This window comes from Anaerohalosphaeraceae bacterium (genome assembly GCA_037479115.1).
Lineage (GTDB): Bacteria > Planctomycetota > Phycisphaerae > Sedimentisphaerales > Anaerohalosphaeraceae > JAHDQI01.
The window spans coordinates 1-18,212 of the sequence record JBBFLK010000013.1 but is presented as its reverse complement, the minus strand read 5'-3'; the positions used below and the strand labels follow the sequence as shown (position 1 = coordinate 18,212).

Below are 18,212 nucleotides of genomic sequence, written 5' to 3'. Positions count from 1 at the left end.
TGATGAGTGAATGGAACTGGCAGGAATCGTTTACACAGACGGAATGGGAGCGGCAGGCATCCGCTTTTCTGGATTATAATCTGTATCAGTCCTGGGCTTATTTGCATGCCCGAGCCGCCGGCAGGCGAGAAACCCTCAAGCCGCTTTGTCTGCGATATGGGGAAGAGGTTTGTCTGATGGCTCATCTGCGGATTATTCGGCTTCCGCTGGCGAGGCTGAAAGTCGGCTATGTCCGCTGGGGACCGATGATGCGGAAAACGCAGTCTCTGGACTCGATTCCGATTGAAGCCCTTCAGCAGCTTCGCTCTTTTCTGATTCCCCGTGTCGTTCATGTTGCGCGGATTATTCCAAATCTTTATACAGCCGAAGTGCCTTCTTCCTGGAAGGAGGATTTTCTGAAGGCCGGCTGGAAACCCGCAGGGATTGCTCCGTATCATACGGTCCTTTTCCCGCTGGATCTGTCGGAAGAAGAAATGCGAAAAAGGCCCTGCCGAACCTGGCGCGCCAATCTGAAAAAGGCGGAGCAGGCCGGTTTGTCTGTTGTCGAATCGCTGGACCCGAGCATCTGGGGAATTTTAGAGGAATTGTATCGGACCTCGCAGAAAAGGAAGGGGTTCCGGGGACTGGATCTGCGGGAATATGCCCGCACTCAGGAGATGCTGCTGGACCATCAGAAAATGAAGATGGTTATGGTGACGGAAAACGGGGTCCCTCTTACGGTGGATGTGAACAGCTGTTTTGGGGATACCAGTCTGGGATTGTTTCAGTCCACAAGTGAGCGGGGATATGAAGTGCTGTCCTCCTATCTGGCCTGGTGGAAAAGTTTGCTGTCGGCCAAGCGGGCCGGGATGAGACGCTATGATTTGGGCGGGGTGGACCCCAAGCGAAATCCCTCCGTGTATCAGTTCAAGAGGCGGATTGGGGGAGAGGAGGCAAAACAGATAGGCGGTTTTGATGCCTGTGCCAATCCGGCAATCGAATGGATTTGGAAAACAATCAGCAGGGTGCATGAATGGAAAAAGAGTCTGGCATGACGGATTTGTCTATTGTAATTGTCAACTGGAATACTCGGCAGATGGTGCTGGACTGCATCCGGTCGATTTATAAAACAGCGGGGGAATGCCGCGTGCAGGTCATCGTGGTGGATAATGCCTCCGAAGACGGTTCAGTTCAGGCCATCCGCCAGGAGTTTCCGCAGGTTGAGGTTATAGAAAATCGGGAAAATCTCGGCTTTGCACGGGGAAATAACCAGGGAATGGCGGTTGCACAAGGACGGTATCTTTGTCTGATTAATTCAGATGTTGTGGTTCTCGAGGGCTGCCTGAACCGTTTGATGGATTATCTGGACAGACATCCGCAAGTCGGAATGGTCGGCCCCAGGCTGCTCTGGAAAGACCGAACTCTGCAATTGTCCTGCCGGAAATTTCCGTCGCTGTGGAATACGTTCTGTCCCGCCGTCGGACTGACCCGGCTGTTTCCGAGGGTTCCGTTTTTCAGCGGGGAGCATATGGGGTATTTCCCGCATGATCAGGTCTGTCAAGTCGATGTTCTGGTTGGTGCATTTCTAATGGTTCGCCGAGAGGCCTATGAGCAGGTCGGCGGGATGGATGAAAATTATTTTATGTACTGCGAGGAGGTGGACTGGTGCCGCCGGTTTCACGATGCCGGCTGGAAAATCGTCTTTTTGCCGGAGGCACAGGCCGTTCATTACGGGGGAGGAAGCTCCGATCGGGAGCCGGTTCGATTCTTTCGGGAATACTGCCTGTCTCTGGTCAAGTATTGGAAGAAACATCATTCCCCGCTGGAGGTCTGTCTGTTTCGCCTGATATTCTTTCTTCGCCAGGTCTGCCGATGGCCGGTCCGTTTTGTCCTGTATGCTGTCAGCCGTCTTCTGGGAAAAGCCGAGAAAAAAGATTATTATCGGAAAAAACTTCAGATGATTTATACCGGGATGAAATGCATCTTTAAAAGTTACTGAACAATTCTGCGAGGTTGGATATGAACTTGGATCTTTGGTATGAACGTGTTGTCCGTTATTATCAAAAACACGGCACTGTCGGTATTTTCAAACGGGTGTTTCAGAAAATCATGGAGACTCTCTCGCCCAGGCCCGATGTTGTGTACTATGTGGACCTGCCGAATCTGGACTCTCCAAAACATGCTCTGCCGAGTGACTGGCGGATTGTCGAACGAAAAAGCCGCGAGGAAATGAGCGAGCAGGAAATAGAGACCCTGTGCTCCCACTTGGGACGAAAAGCGGTTCTCAGGCAGCTGAAGGAGCGGTTCGAAAGACGTTCCTCTCTTTGGCTGGCCTATGTCGGAAATCAGCCGGCGGGAATGATTTGGTCTGAGGTCGGCTCCACCATGAATCCGCATTATCTGCTTCTGGCCCCCAAAGACGTCCATTTGTACGACAATTACGTATTCGAGCAGTTTCGGGGCAAAGGAATCAATCCGATTCTGGTGGAAACTGTCCTTTGGCTCCTGAAGAAGCAGGGATTCCGGAGGGTTTACGGCGAGACCAAGTGGAGGAATGTATCAGAGCGGCGTTCTTTGAGCAAAACCAGCTTTGAAATCCTCGGGACGGCTTCGACTCGTTCGTTTCTGAAAAAAATGATTGTCATCTGGCATTTCGGATATGATCCGCATGTCCTGCCGGTCCGAAAATAAAGACAGGGTTCAGGTCTGATGACGCAATTCCGCATTGAAGGTATAATGGCGGCTGGAAGATGAACTTTGTCATTGTTACACCGGTTTATAATGAGCAAAAGCACCTGGCCCAAACCATTGAAGGAGTTCTTGCTCAGAAAGTATTGCCCGCCCGGTGGGTCATTGTGGATGACGGTTCGACGGATGCAACGGCTCAGATAATCGGCAGGTATGCCGAAAAAGTCCCCTGGATTCGGTATCTTTACCGCTCTCGGAAACCCGGACAGACGTACTATGCCAGCAATGTGTTTGCGATTGCCGAGGGGGTCAAGGCCTGTGAGGATTTGAACTACGACTATTTGGCAATTCTGGATGGAGATATTCTGCTGCCGTCCGACTATTATCAGAAAATCTTTGAGCGTTTTGCCGGAGATGAAAAGCTCGGAATTGCCTCCGGAGTGTATCTGGACAATGTTCAGGGAAAGCTTCGAACGATTCTGAACGACCGCCGTTCCACCCCCAAAGCCCTGATGGTGTTTCGAAGGGCCTGTTATGAATCCATCGGCGGCTTTCTCCCGCTCAAGTACGGCGGCGAGGATACCTGTGCATGTTTTATGGCCCGGATGAAGGGCTGGAAAACGTGGTCTTTTCCGGATTTGGCAGCCGTTCATAACAAACCGGTCGGGACAGGCCATGGGGCGGGGCTGCTGCAGATTCGCTTCCGGCAGGGCATCGGAGAGTATTTTCTGGCCGCGCACCCGCTGTTTTTTGGATTGAAAGCCCTCCGCCGATGCATCAAAGAACCTCCTTTTCTTCTGGGGGGGCTTGCCAGAATGGCTGGATTTCTTTATGCACATTTTATGCGGGAAAAACGCCAGATTCCTCCGGAATTGATTCAGTATATCCGCAGGGAGCATCTGGAGCGGCTCTTCAGGGGCAACAGAATTCCGGCGGACTTTCAGGTAAACCAGCCGTGACAAAGAAACTGAAAATCTGTTTAGCCGCTTCTGCGGGCGGGCATCTCAGCCAGCTGCTGTCTGTCCAGGAAGCCTGGACGGGGCATGACCTGGTCTGGGTGTCCACCGGAGAAATGGTGCGGGAAAAACTTCGGGCTTTGGGAAAAACCTACATTGTCGGAGAGAGCAATCGCCGGCAGCTGTTCAAAACCCTCGCGGTAATGGGCCGCTGTTTTGGGGTCGTCTGGAAGGAAAAGCCCCATCTTGTTGTCAGCACCGGGGCTGCGGCGGGCTTTTGGATTTGTTTGTGGGGCAAGCTGCTCGGAGCCAAAGTCATCTGGCTGGACAGCATCGCCAATGCAGAACGCCTGTCGCTGAGCGGACGGCTGATACGGCCTTTTGCGGATTTGGTTCTCTCGCAGTGGCCGGATGTGGCGGCCAAATATCCCAACGTCGAATATCGAGGCGAAGTGATATGATTTTTCTGGCGGTCGGAACACAGTTTGGTTTTGACCGATTGGTCCGGGCGGTCGATAAGGCCATTGAAGCGGGACTCCTCCGGGAGCCCGTTTTCGCTCAAATCGGCCCCGGGCAGTACCGGCCTCGATATATGGACTACGCAGTCAGTCTGGAAAAGACCCAATTCGAAAAAACCCTGCACGGCTGCCGGGCGATGATCAGTCATGCCGGTATCGGCAATATCAGCCTGGCCCTGTCCCTCCAAAAGCCGCTTCTGGTGATGCCCCGGTTGAAAAAGTACAAAGAGGTCGTCAATGACCACCAGGTTCATACTGCCCGAAAGTTTGAACAGCTGGGGCACATTGTAGCCGTCTATGATGAAAAAGACCTGGCCGACGGCATTCGCCGGCTGGAAACGTTTGTTCCGGTACCGCGGATGCCAAACAGGCAGGGCGTTATTCTCCGAATTCATGAGTTCATCGAGAATTCCGTCAAAAAATAGAGAGACAATAGGTATCTATAATATCTGTATTATATAAAATATTCTAATATCGAACATTAGAAGCACTGAAAAACATTCTCATGACAAGCCCAGCCAAGTCGAATTATTCACTTTTATTCACGACCATTGACTGGTAAAATGGGAAGTTTAGAAATTGTGAGGGGAAGAAAATTGTTCGATTTGAAAAAAAATCGAGTTCGATATTTTTGTTTTCGATTTTTCCTTCGCTGTCGGAAGTCCATTCTTTCCCTGGCCTTTTTTATTTCGGGTTTTCTTGCGCTGATTTGGTTTCTCATTCGCGTTATCCCGAAACCCAGCCGAGCGGCCTATCCCTGTCAGCGGGCCGCCTTCCCGCTGGCTTCGTCGTTTGTGCTGTATGTAGCAGGGATGCTGGCCGCGTGGGCCAAATGGGTCTCTGCCGGACGTTTTTTGCAGCATCATCACTGGCTGGAAGGGGGGCTACTGGTTGGATTGGCCGGACTAATTGTGTTTCTGACCTTGGGGGTGGACCCGCAATCCAATCAGGCGGCTTTTGTAGCGGTGGACGGCCCCAATCAGCCGATAGGAACAGCCGAAGGACTCTTTCCCGGCCGGGTTGTGTGGGTCCACGACCCCAACGCCACAACCTGGGACGGCGTCGGTTATGTCTGGTGGGACGATCAGCATACCAATCCGGCTGTCGTTGAATCGATGCTGTCCAGGGCCATTTGCTGGCTGACCGGAAAACAGGATGACCGCAGTGCCTGGGATGCTTTGTTTCGCTATCACAACAGCAAACGGGGAAAGGGAAATATAGGCTATTCTCCGGGAGAGCGAATCGTTATCAAGCCCAATCACAACAATCAGTGGTCGCATCAGAGCCGCTACAATTTTCCGGATACTCCTCCGGCGGTTTACACAGCCTTGCTCAAGCAGCTGGTTTATCAGGCAGGGGTGGACCCGTCCTGCATTACAATCAGTGAGCCGTCGCGTTATATCGATGACAAAACCTACAATGCCTGTGTTTCGTTATTTCCTCAGGTTCGGTTCGAGGAGACCAATTATTTTAAGCCCGAAAACAATCCCGGCACGGAAGGTCGCACGAAGGCCGACCCTGTTCCGGGGCAGATTGTCTGGTCTTCCAACAATCCGCACACCGGCCAGCCCATCGCCGATTATCCTCTGGCCCGTTCTTTTTTTGAGGCGGACTATGTTATTAATCTGGCTCGGATGCAGGGACATGCCTTCGCAGGGGTTACGCTGTGTGCCAAAAACTGGTACGGCTGTTTCGGCGTCAGCCCGGAATATGACAGCACCATTCATTCCGGCAATGCCCTTCATTCGCTTGTGACGGAGCCTTCCTATGCCGGCTACAGCCCCCTTGTGGATTTAATGGGACATAGACATTTGGGACAGAAAACGGTCCTGTATATCCTCGATGCCCTCTGGGGATTTGAATACAACCACATAGGGCTTCCGGCTCCATACGCCATTCCTCCTTTTAATGGAGATTATCCCTCGAGCCTGCTGGTCTCCCAGGACCCGGTTGCGCTGGATTCGGTCGCGCTGGATTTTCTGGCGGCTCAGTTCAATCTGCCTGATATCCCCATCGACAGTTATCTGCACGAAGCCGCTTTGGCGGACAATCCCCCGTCGGGAGTTTTTTATGACCCGGAAGGGGACGGAACCCGCCTGGGCAGTCTCGGAGTTCATGAGCATTGGAACAATCCGCTTGATAAGCGGTATTCCCGCAATTTAGGCACCGGACCGGGCATCGAATTGCTGTGCATCCATACGGCTGTTTATCCTTCCCCTCCATGTACCGCTCTTCCGGCGGATTTGAATCAGGACTGCATTGTTGACTTGTTGGACCTTCTGCGAATGACCTCGGCCTGGGGCTCTGTTCCCGGAACACCCGGGTGGGATTTTGCCTGCGATATTGCTCCGCCCGGCGGAGATGGGCAGATCAACCAGATGGACTTTTCCCTATTGAGCGGCTTTTGGATGCAGCGTTTCTGTACCCAGGCCAATCCCTGCGATTTTTCAAAAGACTGCTCCGTCAATATAAAAGATTTCGTGTTGTTTACAGATGCGTGGCTGTCGGTGAGAGAGGATAGCCGCTGGAATGCATCCTGTGATACGGCACCGACCGGGGGAGACGGCCTTATCAATCAGAGAGATTTTGCCCTGTTCAGCTCAAACTGGCTTTGGATAGGGGATTAGGGTAAAAAAGACAAGGGTTCCATCGGGTTCCGTATGAATCATGTCTGACATTTCTTTTTCCGGAATGAAAAACTCCATAATTGAAATCTCAGAGAAAGAATCCTTTTCAAAACTCACTGCTGCGGATATGGTTTTGGTCGCGGCCCAGCCACAAACGAGACCTCTTGAAGGCGCCGGCCCAATAAGAAAACTCAGATAAGGAACAGGACACAGGTATGGAACGGCAAACGATGAAAGTCTTAATCACCGGCGGTGCGGGGTTCATCGGCTCTCATCTGGCGGAGTCGCTTTTGAAGGGCGGATATACGGTTACCGTGATTGATGATTTAAGCACCGGGCGTCTTGGCAATATTCAGCATCTCCTGAAAAATCCGCATTTCCGGTTTGTTTTTGACTCCGTTCGCAATGAAAGCCTGATGAATCAGCTGGTGGAATCCTGCGACGTTATCGTGCATCTGGCGGCGGCTGTCGGCGTTCGGCTGATTGTCGAGCGTCCAGTTCATACCATCGAAACCAACATCCACGGCACCGAAGTGGTCCTGGCGGCGGCTAACCGGTTCCACAAAAAGGTCCTTTTGGCTTCCACCAGCGAGGTGTACGGCAAGAGTGAAGCCATTCCTTTTCGGGAGGATGATGATACCGTTCTGGGCAGCACACGGTTCAGCCGCTGGTCATATGCATGCAGCAAAGCGATCGATGAATTCCTCGGATTGGCCTATTATCAGCAGTACGATTTGCCGGTGATTATTGTACGGCTGTTTAATACCGTCGGCCCCCGTCAGACAGGGCAGTACGGAATGGTGATTCCCCGTTTTGTGGAGAGGGCTTTGCGGAATGAACCGCTGGAAATCTACGGCAGCGGAAAACAAACGCGATGCTTTTGCTGTGTGTTTGATGTCGTCCGGGCCCTGCAGGACCTGATAAATTGTCCGGAGGCCTGCGGACAGGTCTTTAATCTCGGTTCCAATGAAGAAATCAGTATCGACAATCTTGCCGACCGTATTATTGCGATGACGCAAAGCCGCAGCCGAAAGGTTTACCGCGATTTTGAACAAGTCTTCGGACGCCCCTTTGATGATATGGTCCGTCGAGTACCCTGTCTGGAGCGGATTCGTCAGGTTATCCATTTTCAGCCGACTTATACGTTAGAGCAGACGCTTTCTTTGATTATTGAGGATATGAAAAAACAGCTTCCGTCTGCTGAAAGATAGACTATGTCTTCCAGTGTTTCTTTAAAAGACTGCAAAGCCCTGATTTTGGTTGGTGAACCGGATTTCGGCCGATGCCCGCTGGCCAGCCGGCTGCACCATGCCTTCTGGTCTTTTGGGGGCAAGCCGGTCCTTTTGCGCCTCGTGGAAAATCTGGCCGAACAGGGCTTGCATCGCGTTGAAATCTGCAGTTCTGAAAGGAATCGCCCCCTCCTTGAGTCATTGGTTTTTCCGGATAGAGTCAATGTTCATTTGCGTTTTGAGACGCTCCCGCGAGGTACTGCCGGAAATATTCGAGATGCACTGGCTGCAGAATCTCCTGAAACCATCCTTTTGGTTTTTAACGGGGCGATGCTGGTCCCTCCGCCGCTTCAAGACGTCCTTGGGGAACATCAAAACAAACAGGGGAGTCTGACCGTCTTTTTCCAGCCGACAGATGAATCCGAAGCGGTTCCCAAAGATGCAGAAGTTTATGTCTGCGGTTCCGATATCATCCGCTGGATTCCTTTGGAAGGATATTTTGATTTAAAAGAGAACCTGGTGCCCGCTCTTGTGAAGGAAGGGCTTTCCGTCGCTTGCGGGGTTCTCAAGAAACCCACCGAGACCTATCGGACGTGGATAGAATATGCAGAGGCCGTGGGACGTCACTTGCTCTCGCTGGACGAAAACGGAAGCGGGCTTGCAGGATTTTCCCGGACTGCTGTCAACGGATTGTGGGCAGGACAGAATGTCCAAATCCATCCGACTGTTCGTACGGCCGGACCGGTATTCATTGGAAACAACTGTGTTGTCAAAGAGGGCTGTATTCTTTTGGGGCCCCTGATGGTCGAGTCTGATGGGTGGATAGGGCCCCATTCAGTAATCAGCTCTTCTGTTCTTGGGGCCGGAACCACTGTCGGGGCCCGCTGTCATCTCGATTGCTGTATGACGGACACAGGAACGGTGCTTGCGTCCGGCACTGAAGGTTCTGAGCGACTCTTTGTCCCCTCCAGGGGCAAGTCCTCCTCTTTTACAAGGAAGCTTCGAAGACGGCTGGTACAGCGTCAAAGCCTCGCACAGGTTTCGTCTTTGTCATCGTACCTGGCTCAGCCCGGGAAAAAAATTGGTGCTTTTGGGGCACTGGGAATTCTCCTGATTGTTTTGCTGGCTGTCTACTGGAATCCAACCCTGATAGACCTTTGGCAGGTTTGGATGCTCAGCGATGAATACTCCAGCGGTATTCTCGTGCCGCTTTTGGCCGGGTATGTGATTTGGGACCGCAGAAAAGTCCTTCTGGACTGTCCGATACGTCCATATCCGCCGGCTTTTTGGGCTCTTTTGTTCGTTCAGCTCCTCCGATTCGGAGCCCTTTTGATTGGGTCCGCAAGTCTTGAGCGTCTGTGTTTTCTGTTAACCATCGGCGGTCTGGTGTGGTTGATTTTAGGGGGGCAATGCTTTAAGAAGATATTGCCGGTCTGGATGTATCTGTATTTGATGTTTCCTCTGCCCAAATCTGTGGAATGGACGATTACACCGCCTTTGCAGAAATGGGCCACTGTTTCCGCTGTTTTCTGCCTGGAAGCATTAGGTTTTAATGTGATTCGAGAAGGAAATATTATTAATATTAATGGTACGCTTGTTGCGGTAGCGGAGGCCTGCAATGGTCTGCGAATGCTGACGGCCTTTTTCGTTGTAAGCGGTTTTGTTGTTTTGATATGCAAATGCCCCCTTTGGCAAAAGGTTGTAATCTTTGTTTCGAGTGTGCCGATAGCATTAATATGCAACACCATCCGTCTGGTCCTGACGTCAATTGCCTTTTTGTTTCTGGATGGGCAAATATGGGAAAAGATATTCCATGATTACGGTGGGCTGGCCATGATGCCGCTGGCGTTACTTTTGACGGTCCTGGAGTTGCGGTTTCTGTCAAAATTGTTTATCGATTCGTCGGAAAAGACGATTTCCCAGATCGTTTTCCGACAGAAAACCTCGATTTAACAGATAGTTGGAGGCGTATGGACAATTCGGACATTACAGAAAACGGTGCCCCGACGGCAGAACTGGTCGAATATCGCCCGCAGCCGTCGCAGGAGCAGCCGCACACAGAGATTGATCTTTGGGGGTTGCTCCGGCGGCGATGGTGGGTGATTGTTTTGCTGACGGCGCTGGTCTGGGGGATCGGCTTTCCGGCGGTCTTTTTTCTGATGCCCAAGCAGTACCGCACAACGGCGCTGGTAGAGGTGGCCCCCATTATTCCGGAGATTATATATCGTGATCGCGACTCCGACCAGCCGCTGCCCAACTATGAAGGCTTCAAGAACACCCAGGCCATGCTGATGAGCAGCGATAAAGTCATCCGACGGGTTGCCGAAGAAGCCCAAAATCTCAATCTTTCTTTCTTTAATCAGAAAGGAGACACCTACACGGGCCTTCGGCAGATGTTTGAGCAGGGGATTATTGAGATTGAACCGGACCGGGGGTCCTATCTGATTACCCTAAGCATGACTACTCCGGCCGCACAGGCGGAAGAAGCTCGAACGCTGATTAACTTAATTCTCCGCAATTATATGGCAGTGGTGGTCGAAGACCTGCGGGATCGAGAAAATACGCGTCTGAATAACCTCCAAAACGAGCGAAAGCAGCTGACGCAGAAACTTGAAGCCCAGCAGGAAACCATCCGTCAGCTGGTGGAAGAATACGGAACCGGGGAATTGACGGCTCTCCAGCAGATGCATTACGAACGGCTGGCCAGTCTCCAGAGAGAGCTGACCAATACGGAAATTCAGCTGCTGGCCCTGGAGGCCCAGATTCAGGCGGCCGAACAGGGCGGCCAGGAAGCCCTGCCGTCGGATTTCGTCCAGCAGCGCTCTCAGATTGTCCAGAACGACCCGATTCTGCGGGCACTTCAGGAGGACATTCGCCGGTATGAACAAACCCTTCTGGTCAGCCGTCAGACGATGCAGCCGAACAATCCGGTTCTGGTTCAGCAGGAGCAGGTCTTTGAAACCCTCAAAAACCGTTATGAAAAGCGGCAGCAGGAAGTGCTGGATGAGTTCAACGCGGCCTTTGAGGAGCGCCGCACGAGCGGCCGGCAGCTGCAGCTGGCTCAGCTGAAAACGCAGCGTTCTCAGTTGGCTTCTCTGATGCAGCATCTTCAGGAAAAACTGCAGCAGCAGGATGCCGAGACGATCCGAATCGGCCGCAAACAGCTGCTGATTGAGGACCTGAAGGAACAGATTCAGCAAAGCAAAGAGCAGATGCAGGAGGTCGACCGCAAAATCAAAGAGCTGATGATTGAGAGCAAACGGCCGGCCCGAATTTCCGTCGCCGATGAGGCCTTTAGTGTTTCCGCTCCGGGCAAACGAAAGAAAATGGCGGCCGCTGTGGGCTTTGGAGGGCTTCTGTTCGGCCTGCTGACGGCTCTGCTTATCGACCGGCTGGACCGGCGGATTCACCATCCTCAGGAGGTCGTCAAGCGGATACAGGTGAGGATTTTGGGCACAACGACCGACCCGCATTCCATTCAGCGAAATCTTTTGGGCCAGCAGCTGAATGACGATTATCAGACAATTCGGGCCAATCTGGGACTTTTGGACGGCTCGAATGGTTCCAAAATAATTCTGGTGACCAGCCCGGGCGTGCAGGACGGCAAGACGACGTTTTGTGTCAATCTGGCGGCTTCCTTTGCCAACTCCGGCAAAAAAACACTCCTGATTGATGCGGATTTGCGTAAACCGGACGTGGTGGAAGTGCTGAATCTGCCCCGTGCCCTTCGCGGATTTCAGGATTATCTGTTCGGCAAACGACTGGAAGAATGTTTGTACCGGCATTCCAACCCCAACTTTTTTATTCTTGCGTCTGATTTTCGCAATAGTGCGGATGCGCTGGACTTGCTGGCTCATCCGCAAAGCGGCGAACGGCTCCGTACCCTGCGGGATTCTTTCGATGTTATTTTGATTGATTCCCCGCCGGTTCTGGCTTTTGCGGATGCACTGGTGCTGTCTCGGTATGCCGATGCCGTCATTCTGACTACGTTTTTGGGACGGACCTCGCAGCCGGATATCCAGGAGGCCTTGTCCAGACTGCGGCAGGTGGGGGCCAAGGTCATCGGAACGGTTGTCAATAATGTGAAAGCCGAGCAGGGCTACCGCTCCTACGGATACGGATACGCCTACGGTCAGAAGGGCCGAAAGCACCGCAAGAAAAACCCCGACCTGTTTTTGACGGCTTCGCAGGAGTCCTCGGATACGCAGACGTTTCCTCCGAATCCGAATCAGCTGTCCTGAACAAACGAAGAGGGGAGCGTTTCATGCAGGTTTTCTGGTTTGGGTCTGAACATTTTTGCGGTTCATCCGCCTCTTTGGGGCCGCAGCTGCTAACGGCGTATCCGGCCAATCGGCTTCTGCTGGATATGCTGAAGGCCGGTGCTCTGCAGAAACCCTGCCGATTTTGGCTGCCGGAATCCGCCAGAACCCAGGACCTGGAGCGGGATAAAGAGGTCTTTTTTTATCCTCCCGAAGGGATCAGCGGCTCGGCTCATCTTTCCGTACCCAAAACCGAGTGGGTGATTCTTGCGAACGGAGCCGTCCTGTCGAAGGTGGACAGAGCAAATCTTGAGGCGGTTCTTTGTTCTCTGGATTGTGATATAGCGGTTTTCCGCATCGACCCTTCACTGGATGCCGGCCGGGAGCAGGTTCGTCTGACAAGAGACGGTCGCATCGTCGGTTTCCGCCGCTCCTATCAGCCCGTATACGAACCGGATTTTCCCTCAGCGGACTGGCCGGATTTCTTCTGCTGCAGGGCCGAAAAATTCGAGAAACTTTTAAGTGCTTTGCTCAGAAAACCGACGGCTTCTTTTGCGGAATATGCCGAATCAGTCGGCGGCCGAATCCTCCGGCTTCGTATCGGCGGCAGGCGGTTCGATCTTTTTTCCACAACCGGATTAGCAGCCCTGCTTCGATTCAGCCAAACCTGCCGTTCGGAATCCGCAGCAAAGGCAGATGGTTCGGGAAGGACGACCCTCAAAGGAATCATTCATATCGGCAGAGAGGTCCGTTTGGGGCAGGGGGCTGTGATTGCGGCTCCGGCAATCCTCTGTGACCGGGCAGAGGTCGGCGACGGCGCCGTTCTTCAGGGAGTCCTGCTGGGGCCGTCGGTTTGTGTGCCCCCCGGAAAGCCTGTTCACCACGTCGCATGGTGGCGCCAGCCGCACCAGGAATGGAAGACCCGTCTGAATTTCTGTTCCGATGGTTGGAGCCGTTCTGAAAAAGCATTTCGGGAATGGCCGCTCCTTTCGTATCCGCGTTTCGGCAAACGCCTGGTGGATATCCTGATTTCTCTTCTCGTGCTGGGATTATTTTTGCCGTTTTTTCCGCTGATTGCGCTGGCGGTCAAACTGACCTCGCCGGGCCCTGTCTTTTTCCGGGCACGCCGTCAGGGCCTGCACGGCAGAGAGTTTTCCTGTCTGAAGTTTCGGACGATGATTGTCGGAGCCGAGTCCCTTCAGGACCAACTTCGTATGGTCAATCAGGTGGACGGTCCGCAGTTTAAGATGGACGATGACCCGCGAACCAGCCCCATCGGCAAATTTCTGCGGGATACATGCATCGATGAACTGCCGCAGTTTTTAAATGTTCTGCTCGGCCAAATGAGTGTGGCGGGGCCGCGCCCTTCTCCGGAAAATGAAAATGAATATTGCCCTCCGTGGCGTCAGGCTCGTCTTTCCGTTCGCCCGGGAATTACCGGCCTCTGGCAGGTCAGCCGAACCCGTCGGCCGGGCCGCGATTTTCAGGAATGGATTTACTATGATATGGAATATGTCCGGAAATTGTCGCTGGGCATGGACCTGAAGATTTGTCTGTTGACCGCACGCAAGCTGATTCTTTCTTTTTTGGACCAGTTTGGATAATCAAAATCAGGATTGGCATCACAGAAGGGAGTTTGAATGCAATACAGATTCGGTCGAATCAACTGGGCGTTTTTGGTCGTCGTGCTCTTTGCCCTGGCAGCCGGTACGCTGACCGTGGGCGGATTGTGGTATTGGAACAAACACCTGCGGGCTCATCGGGGTCTGGAGCGGGGTCTGGCGGCCTTTGAGAAAAAAGACTGGGATGCGGCAGCCGTCTATCTCGGGCAGTATCTGGCGGCGATTCAGCCCAAACAGGATACGGCAATCCTGATCAAATACGCAGAGGCCCAGATGAATCGCCGTCCTCTGACGAAGGGATACATCGAGCAGGCCCTGCGGGCTTATCATCAGATTCTTCGTCTGGGGGACAACCCGGATGTATCCCGCCGGCTGATTGAATTTTATGTCCGGACCGACCCCGCAGAGGCCCAGCGGCTGGCCGAGGCCTTTCTGGAGCGGCAGGACCATCCCGAAATTGCTTGTTATGCCGCACAGGCTATGATGCAGCGAGGCCAAATGATTCCCGCTCGGCAAAGACTCCAGCAGATTCTGGAGCGGCATCCAGACTGTCTGCAGGCTTACCTGCTTATGGCCCGTTTGAGCCAGCAAAACCCGGACTTATCCGACAAAACCCCGCTGGAATGGCTGAATGCTGCCGTGGAGGCTAATTCAAACGAGCCGTCGGCTTATCTGTATCGGGCTCAGTATCATCTTCAAAACCAGCAGGCGGATGAAGCTCAGGCCGATATTGAAAAGGCGAAAACTCTTCCATTCCAAACCCGTCCGCAAAAACTGCAGCTGGCTTCTGTATGTCTGACAGCCGGACGGCTGGAGGAAACAGAGCGGCTGTTGACCAGCTTGCAGTCGGAACAGTCCGATGACCTGACGGTCTGGCTTTTGTGGGCACAATGGGCCGTACGGAGCGGCCGCACGGACGAAATGGTTCGGGTGGCCCAGGAGGGCATAGCGGCGCTACAGCCGGATTCCTATGATTTTCTGGTAACTGCGGCGGAACTTTTCATTCAGGCACGCCGCTGGGACCAGGCGGAAAGCATCATCCGGCTGATGACCGAACGAAAGGAAGAACCGGAGACCGTTGCGTATCTGCAGGGGCTTCTGGCACAAACCAAGGGGGATTGGCCGACTGCTTTGGCGATTTGGCGAAAATTGTCGGCGGCTTCCGCCTCGCCGGATGCCTCGATGCGTCTGGCACAGGCCCTCATGGAAGCGGGAGACCCCTTGGCGGCTGTCCAGCAGCTTCGCGGGCTTCTTCTGCGTTTTCCCGAACATGCGGAAGCCCATGCTCTGCTGGCGCGGTGGTCTCTGAAGGAAGGACGATTGGCCGAAGCGGCTGACCATATCCAGAGGGCTTTGCGCAAACAGCCGGACAATCAGGACTATCGCAGAATTTGGCTGACCGTTCGGCTTCGGCAGATGCAGACATCACAGAACCCGCCGAATCAGGCTGAGCAGGCCCGGCTGATTCAGGAAAGTCAGGAACTGGCCCGCCGAGACCCTTCTTTCCTGGCAGAGCAAATCAGTTTCTGGACTGAAACAGGTCGGCTGGAGGAGGCTCAAACACAATTGGAGAATCTGAAGAAACAGGAAGGCCAGACACTCCGGGTTCGACTTCTGGAAAGCGACCTTTTGCGCAGGCAGGGGCACCACGGGCCGGCTCGGCAGATTTTGGAAGAGCTCCGCCGGGACTATCCAGCTTCGCTCGAGCCGATTCAAAAATGGGTCGTTTCTGCTGTCCAAACCAGCGAATTTGAACAGGCGGCAGCATTTCTGGATGCTGTCTCTCCGGAACCCTTCTCCCCCGAACAGCGAAAAGTTTTGGCTGTCTGGCGGGCGGAAGTGCTCTTCCTGAAAGGGCAGGTCCAGGAAGCGGCGGCGGTTCTTGCCGATTTGGCCAAACAGTATCCGGCCGACATTTCGCTTCGCCGGCGTTTGCTCGAATGGACACGCCGAACGGCAGAGCCGGAGCAGCTCCGCAAATGGATTGAAGAAATCAAAAACGCAGAAGGGGAACAGGGACGGCAGTGGCGGTATGAACAGGCCCGACTGCTCTTTGAGCGAGGTCAGATTCGGCGGGATTATCCGCAAATTGTTTCGCTTCTGAATGCCGTGCTCCGCAGTTATCCGGAAGACATAGACAGCCGAATCCTGCTGGCTTCTGTTTATGAGGCCTCCGGCAATCTGGCGCTGGCCGTCCAGGAATATCAAAACGCCCTTGCCAAAGACATGGATAACCTCGAATTGATTGTTTCGGCCGTGTCGGCTATGTATCGAGCTCAGGAATATCGAGCGGCGGAGATAGTGCTTCAGCAGGCGGCCCGACGGGGGCTGCGGGACCCGCGGCTGACGCATTTGGAGGTTCAGCGGCTTCTTCAGCAGGGCCGGTTCGGGAACGCCGCGGAAATTCTTCAGGACATGATTGCGAAAAACCCCAACGACCAGAATCTCAAATTATCGCTGGCTTTGATGCATCTTTATCAAAATCAGCTTTCGGAGGCCGAAGAGATTCTTCGTTCGCTTCAGGAAGCCCAACCCCATTCGCTGCCGGTTATCGCGGCCCGTGTGGAACTGGCGATGCGCCGAAAAGAAACCGACCAGGCCGTTCAGATTTGCGATGAGGCCCTGACGGTCAAGCCCTCTGAGCCCCGTTTGTATGCATTGCGGGCGATGGTTCGGACTCAAATCGGTCTGACGGAACAAGCGCAGGAGGATATCAAAACCATGCTGCGCCTTTCGGAATCGTCCCGGGACAGTTTTCTGCTTGCCGCAGATTTGCTTGTGAATCTGAATCGGACGGATGCCGCTGTCGAGACGATGGAAGAAGCCCTTCGCCTGTATCCGGAGGACCCGGCGGTTCTTCGCAAAGCCGTCTTGATCTATGCCCGGGCTCCTCAGCGCCGAAAGGCCCTCGAAGCCCTCATCGAAAAATATCTGGCGGCAGAACCGAAGGATCCTTCCGTCCTGCTGCTGAAGGCCCAGATGCTCTTGTCGGAAAACACAACCGCCGCAGCGGATGAAGGCGAGAGAATTCTGCACAGTCTGCTGAATGACTACCCGCGAATCGAGGCAGGATGGGCTGCCCTGGCAGAATGGTACATGCGAAACGGACAGACCGGCCGGGCTCTGGACAGCCTTCTGAAGGGGCTGGAATTCTTCCCGGAAAGCAGCACTCTTCTGCTGCAGAAAGCCCGTCTGGAGGCGATGCGAGGCGGACATTTGGCCCTGCCGACTCTGCAGGATTTGTATAAGCGGTTTCCGAACGAGGAACGAGTGGCGGCCTTGTATGCGGAACTGTGCATTCGAACCGAACGTTTTCAGGAGGCTGAAAGCGTTTTGGAATCCCGCAGAGAGATACGGGAAAAAGGGAATCCCGCCTTCCGGATTCTTTATCTGCATCTTCTGTATCAAACCGGTCGCAAAGAGCAGGCCTGGCAGCTGTTCGAGAATGAAATGAAAGAGAATTCGGAGCCCAGCGGCGTTTTCCATCGCTGGGCAGCGCTTTTGCTCAGAGACCAGCAGCGGTCGGCAGTGCAGGAGCTGCTTGAAAAGTATTCAGGTTATTCTCCGAAATGCCTGGATGCCGCCGCCCGCATTTGTCTTCAGTTGGGGCTGGAGGAAGACCCGAAGGGACGCGAAACCGCCGCCGAATGCCTGCGTTCACTGCTGGAACGCCACCCCAATCATCCGCAGCTGATGCTGTCTCAGGCGAAACTCTATCATTATTGGCAGCAGTATAAATCTGCAGAACAACTTTATCGCGTCCTTCTGATGCAAAACAGTCTGACGGAAGAAGCAGACCGTGCAGCGGCAATGAATAACCTGGCCTGGATTCTGTTTTCTCAGAATAAGCAGCTGCAGGAGGCGCTTCAGTGGGCCGATAAGGGTTTGATGATTCAACCCCGAAATGCCGATTTGCTGGATACCCGGGGCGAAATCTTTTTCGAAATGGGACAGTTGGCAAAAGCTCGGGAAGATTTTGAACAGTCCCTGAAAAACGCGCCGCCTTATTCTCCGGAGCGGGTAAAAACCGGATATCGGCTGGTCAAAACGCTTTTGGCGATGAATGGAAAGCAGCAAGCCGCAAGGTGGGCCGCGGAGGTATGGCGCTGGAATCAGAGCAATCCGGTTTTGGATAAAGAACAAATGGAGGAGCTGCAGAATCTTCTCAATCAGTAAGTCAGGATGCAGCAGGAGTTGGGGACCGTTTGGAAAAAATTTTATGATTAAAATAGATATACTCCATCTGTTTACAAATGTATATTTTTTTGTAAGATTTTTCTTTAGGGAAGCCATGGTAGATCGTACCCCCGCAATGCATATTCTTCTTTGGTCAT

The 18,212-nt window shown here is 53.4% G+C and carries 12 protein-coding genes; all 12 read left to right on the top strand.

All coding sequences use genetic code 11. The annotated features are described in order from the left end of the window. Window positions 1–2 precede the first annotated feature (2 nt). The 12 genes from WHS88_07670 (at window position 3) to WHS88_07615 (ending at window position 18,054) form a co-directional block, all read left to right on the top strand. A complete protein-coding gene (locus WHS88_07670; protein MEJ5260050.1) occupies window positions 3–1,034 on the top strand; it encodes a peptidoglycan bridge formation glycyltransferase FemA/FemB family protein in 1,032 nt (343 codons plus the stop codon). Next, complete coding sequence (locus tag WHS88_07665; protein MEJ5260049.1) at window positions 1,013–1,978, top strand: glycosyltransferase family 2 protein; 966 nt, start codon at window positions 1,013–1,015, stop codon at window positions 1,976–1,978. Before WHS88_07670 ends, WHS88_07665 begins: the two co-directional genes overlap by 22 nt. Window positions 1,979–1,998: 20 nt before the next feature. Then, the gene (locus WHS88_07660; protein MEJ5260048.1) at window positions 1,999–2,670 is read left to right on the top strand and encodes a GNAT family N-acetyltransferase; all 672 of its coding nucleotides are present in this window, start codon (window positions 1,999–2,001) and stop codon (window positions 2,668–2,670) included. 59 nt (window positions 2,671–2,729) lie between these two features. Then, complete coding sequence (locus WHS88_07655; GenBank protein MEJ5260047.1) at window positions 2,730–3,626, top strand: glycosyltransferase family A protein; 897 nt, start codon at window positions 2,730–2,732, stop codon at window positions 3,624–3,626. After that, window positions 3,623–4,084 carry a hypothetical protein gene (locus WHS88_07650; GenBank protein MEJ5260046.1) on the top strand — a complete coding sequence of 154 codons (462 nt, stop codon included), beginning with the start codon at window positions 3,623–3,625 and terminating at the stop codon, window positions 4,082–4,084. Before WHS88_07655 ends, WHS88_07650 begins: the two co-directional genes overlap by 4 nt. Beyond that, entirely contained in the window at window positions 4,081–4,566 is a 486-nt protein-coding gene (locus WHS88_07645; GenBank protein MEJ5260045.1) for a glycosyltransferase, read from the top strand. Before WHS88_07650 ends, WHS88_07645 begins: the two co-directional genes overlap by 4 nt. Window positions 4,567–4,746: 180 nt before the next feature. Beyond that, complete coding sequence (locus tag WHS88_07640; protein ID MEJ5260044.1) at window positions 4,747–6,768, top strand: DUF362 domain-containing protein; 2,022 nt, start codon at window positions 4,747–4,749, stop codon at window positions 6,766–6,768. 215 nt (window positions 6,769–6,983) lie between these two features. Continuing rightward, entirely contained in the window at window positions 6,984–7,979 is a 996-nt protein-coding gene (locus tag WHS88_07635; GenBank protein ID MEJ5260043.1) for a GDP-mannose 4,6-dehydratase, read from the top strand. A gap of 3 nt (window positions 7,980–7,982) precedes the next feature. Continuing rightward, entirely contained in the window at window positions 7,983–9,950 is a 1,968-nt protein-coding gene (xrt, locus tag WHS88_07630; protein ID MEJ5260042.1) for an exosortase, read from the top strand. 17 nt (window positions 9,951–9,967) lie between these two features. Beyond that, window positions 9,968–12,238 carry a polysaccharide biosynthesis tyrosine autokinase gene (locus tag WHS88_07625; GenBank protein MEJ5260041.1) on the top strand — a complete coding sequence of 757 codons (2,271 nt, stop codon included), beginning with the start codon at window positions 9,968–9,970 and terminating at the stop codon, window positions 12,236–12,238. A 23-nt stretch (window positions 12,239–12,261) separates the two neighbouring features. Continuing rightward, window positions 12,262–13,860, top strand: a complete 1,599-nt coding sequence (locus WHS88_07620) for a sugar transferase (GenBank protein ID MEJ5260040.1) — start codon at window positions 12,262–12,264, stop codon at window positions 13,858–13,860. Window positions 13,861–13,896: 36 nt separating this feature from the next. After that, on the top strand, window positions 13,897–18,054 hold the full coding sequence (locus tag WHS88_07615; GenBank protein MEJ5260039.1) for a tetratricopeptide repeat protein: 4,158 nt from the start codon (window positions 13,897–13,899) through the stop codon (window positions 18,052–18,054). Window positions 18,055–18,212 lie beyond the last annotated feature (158 nt).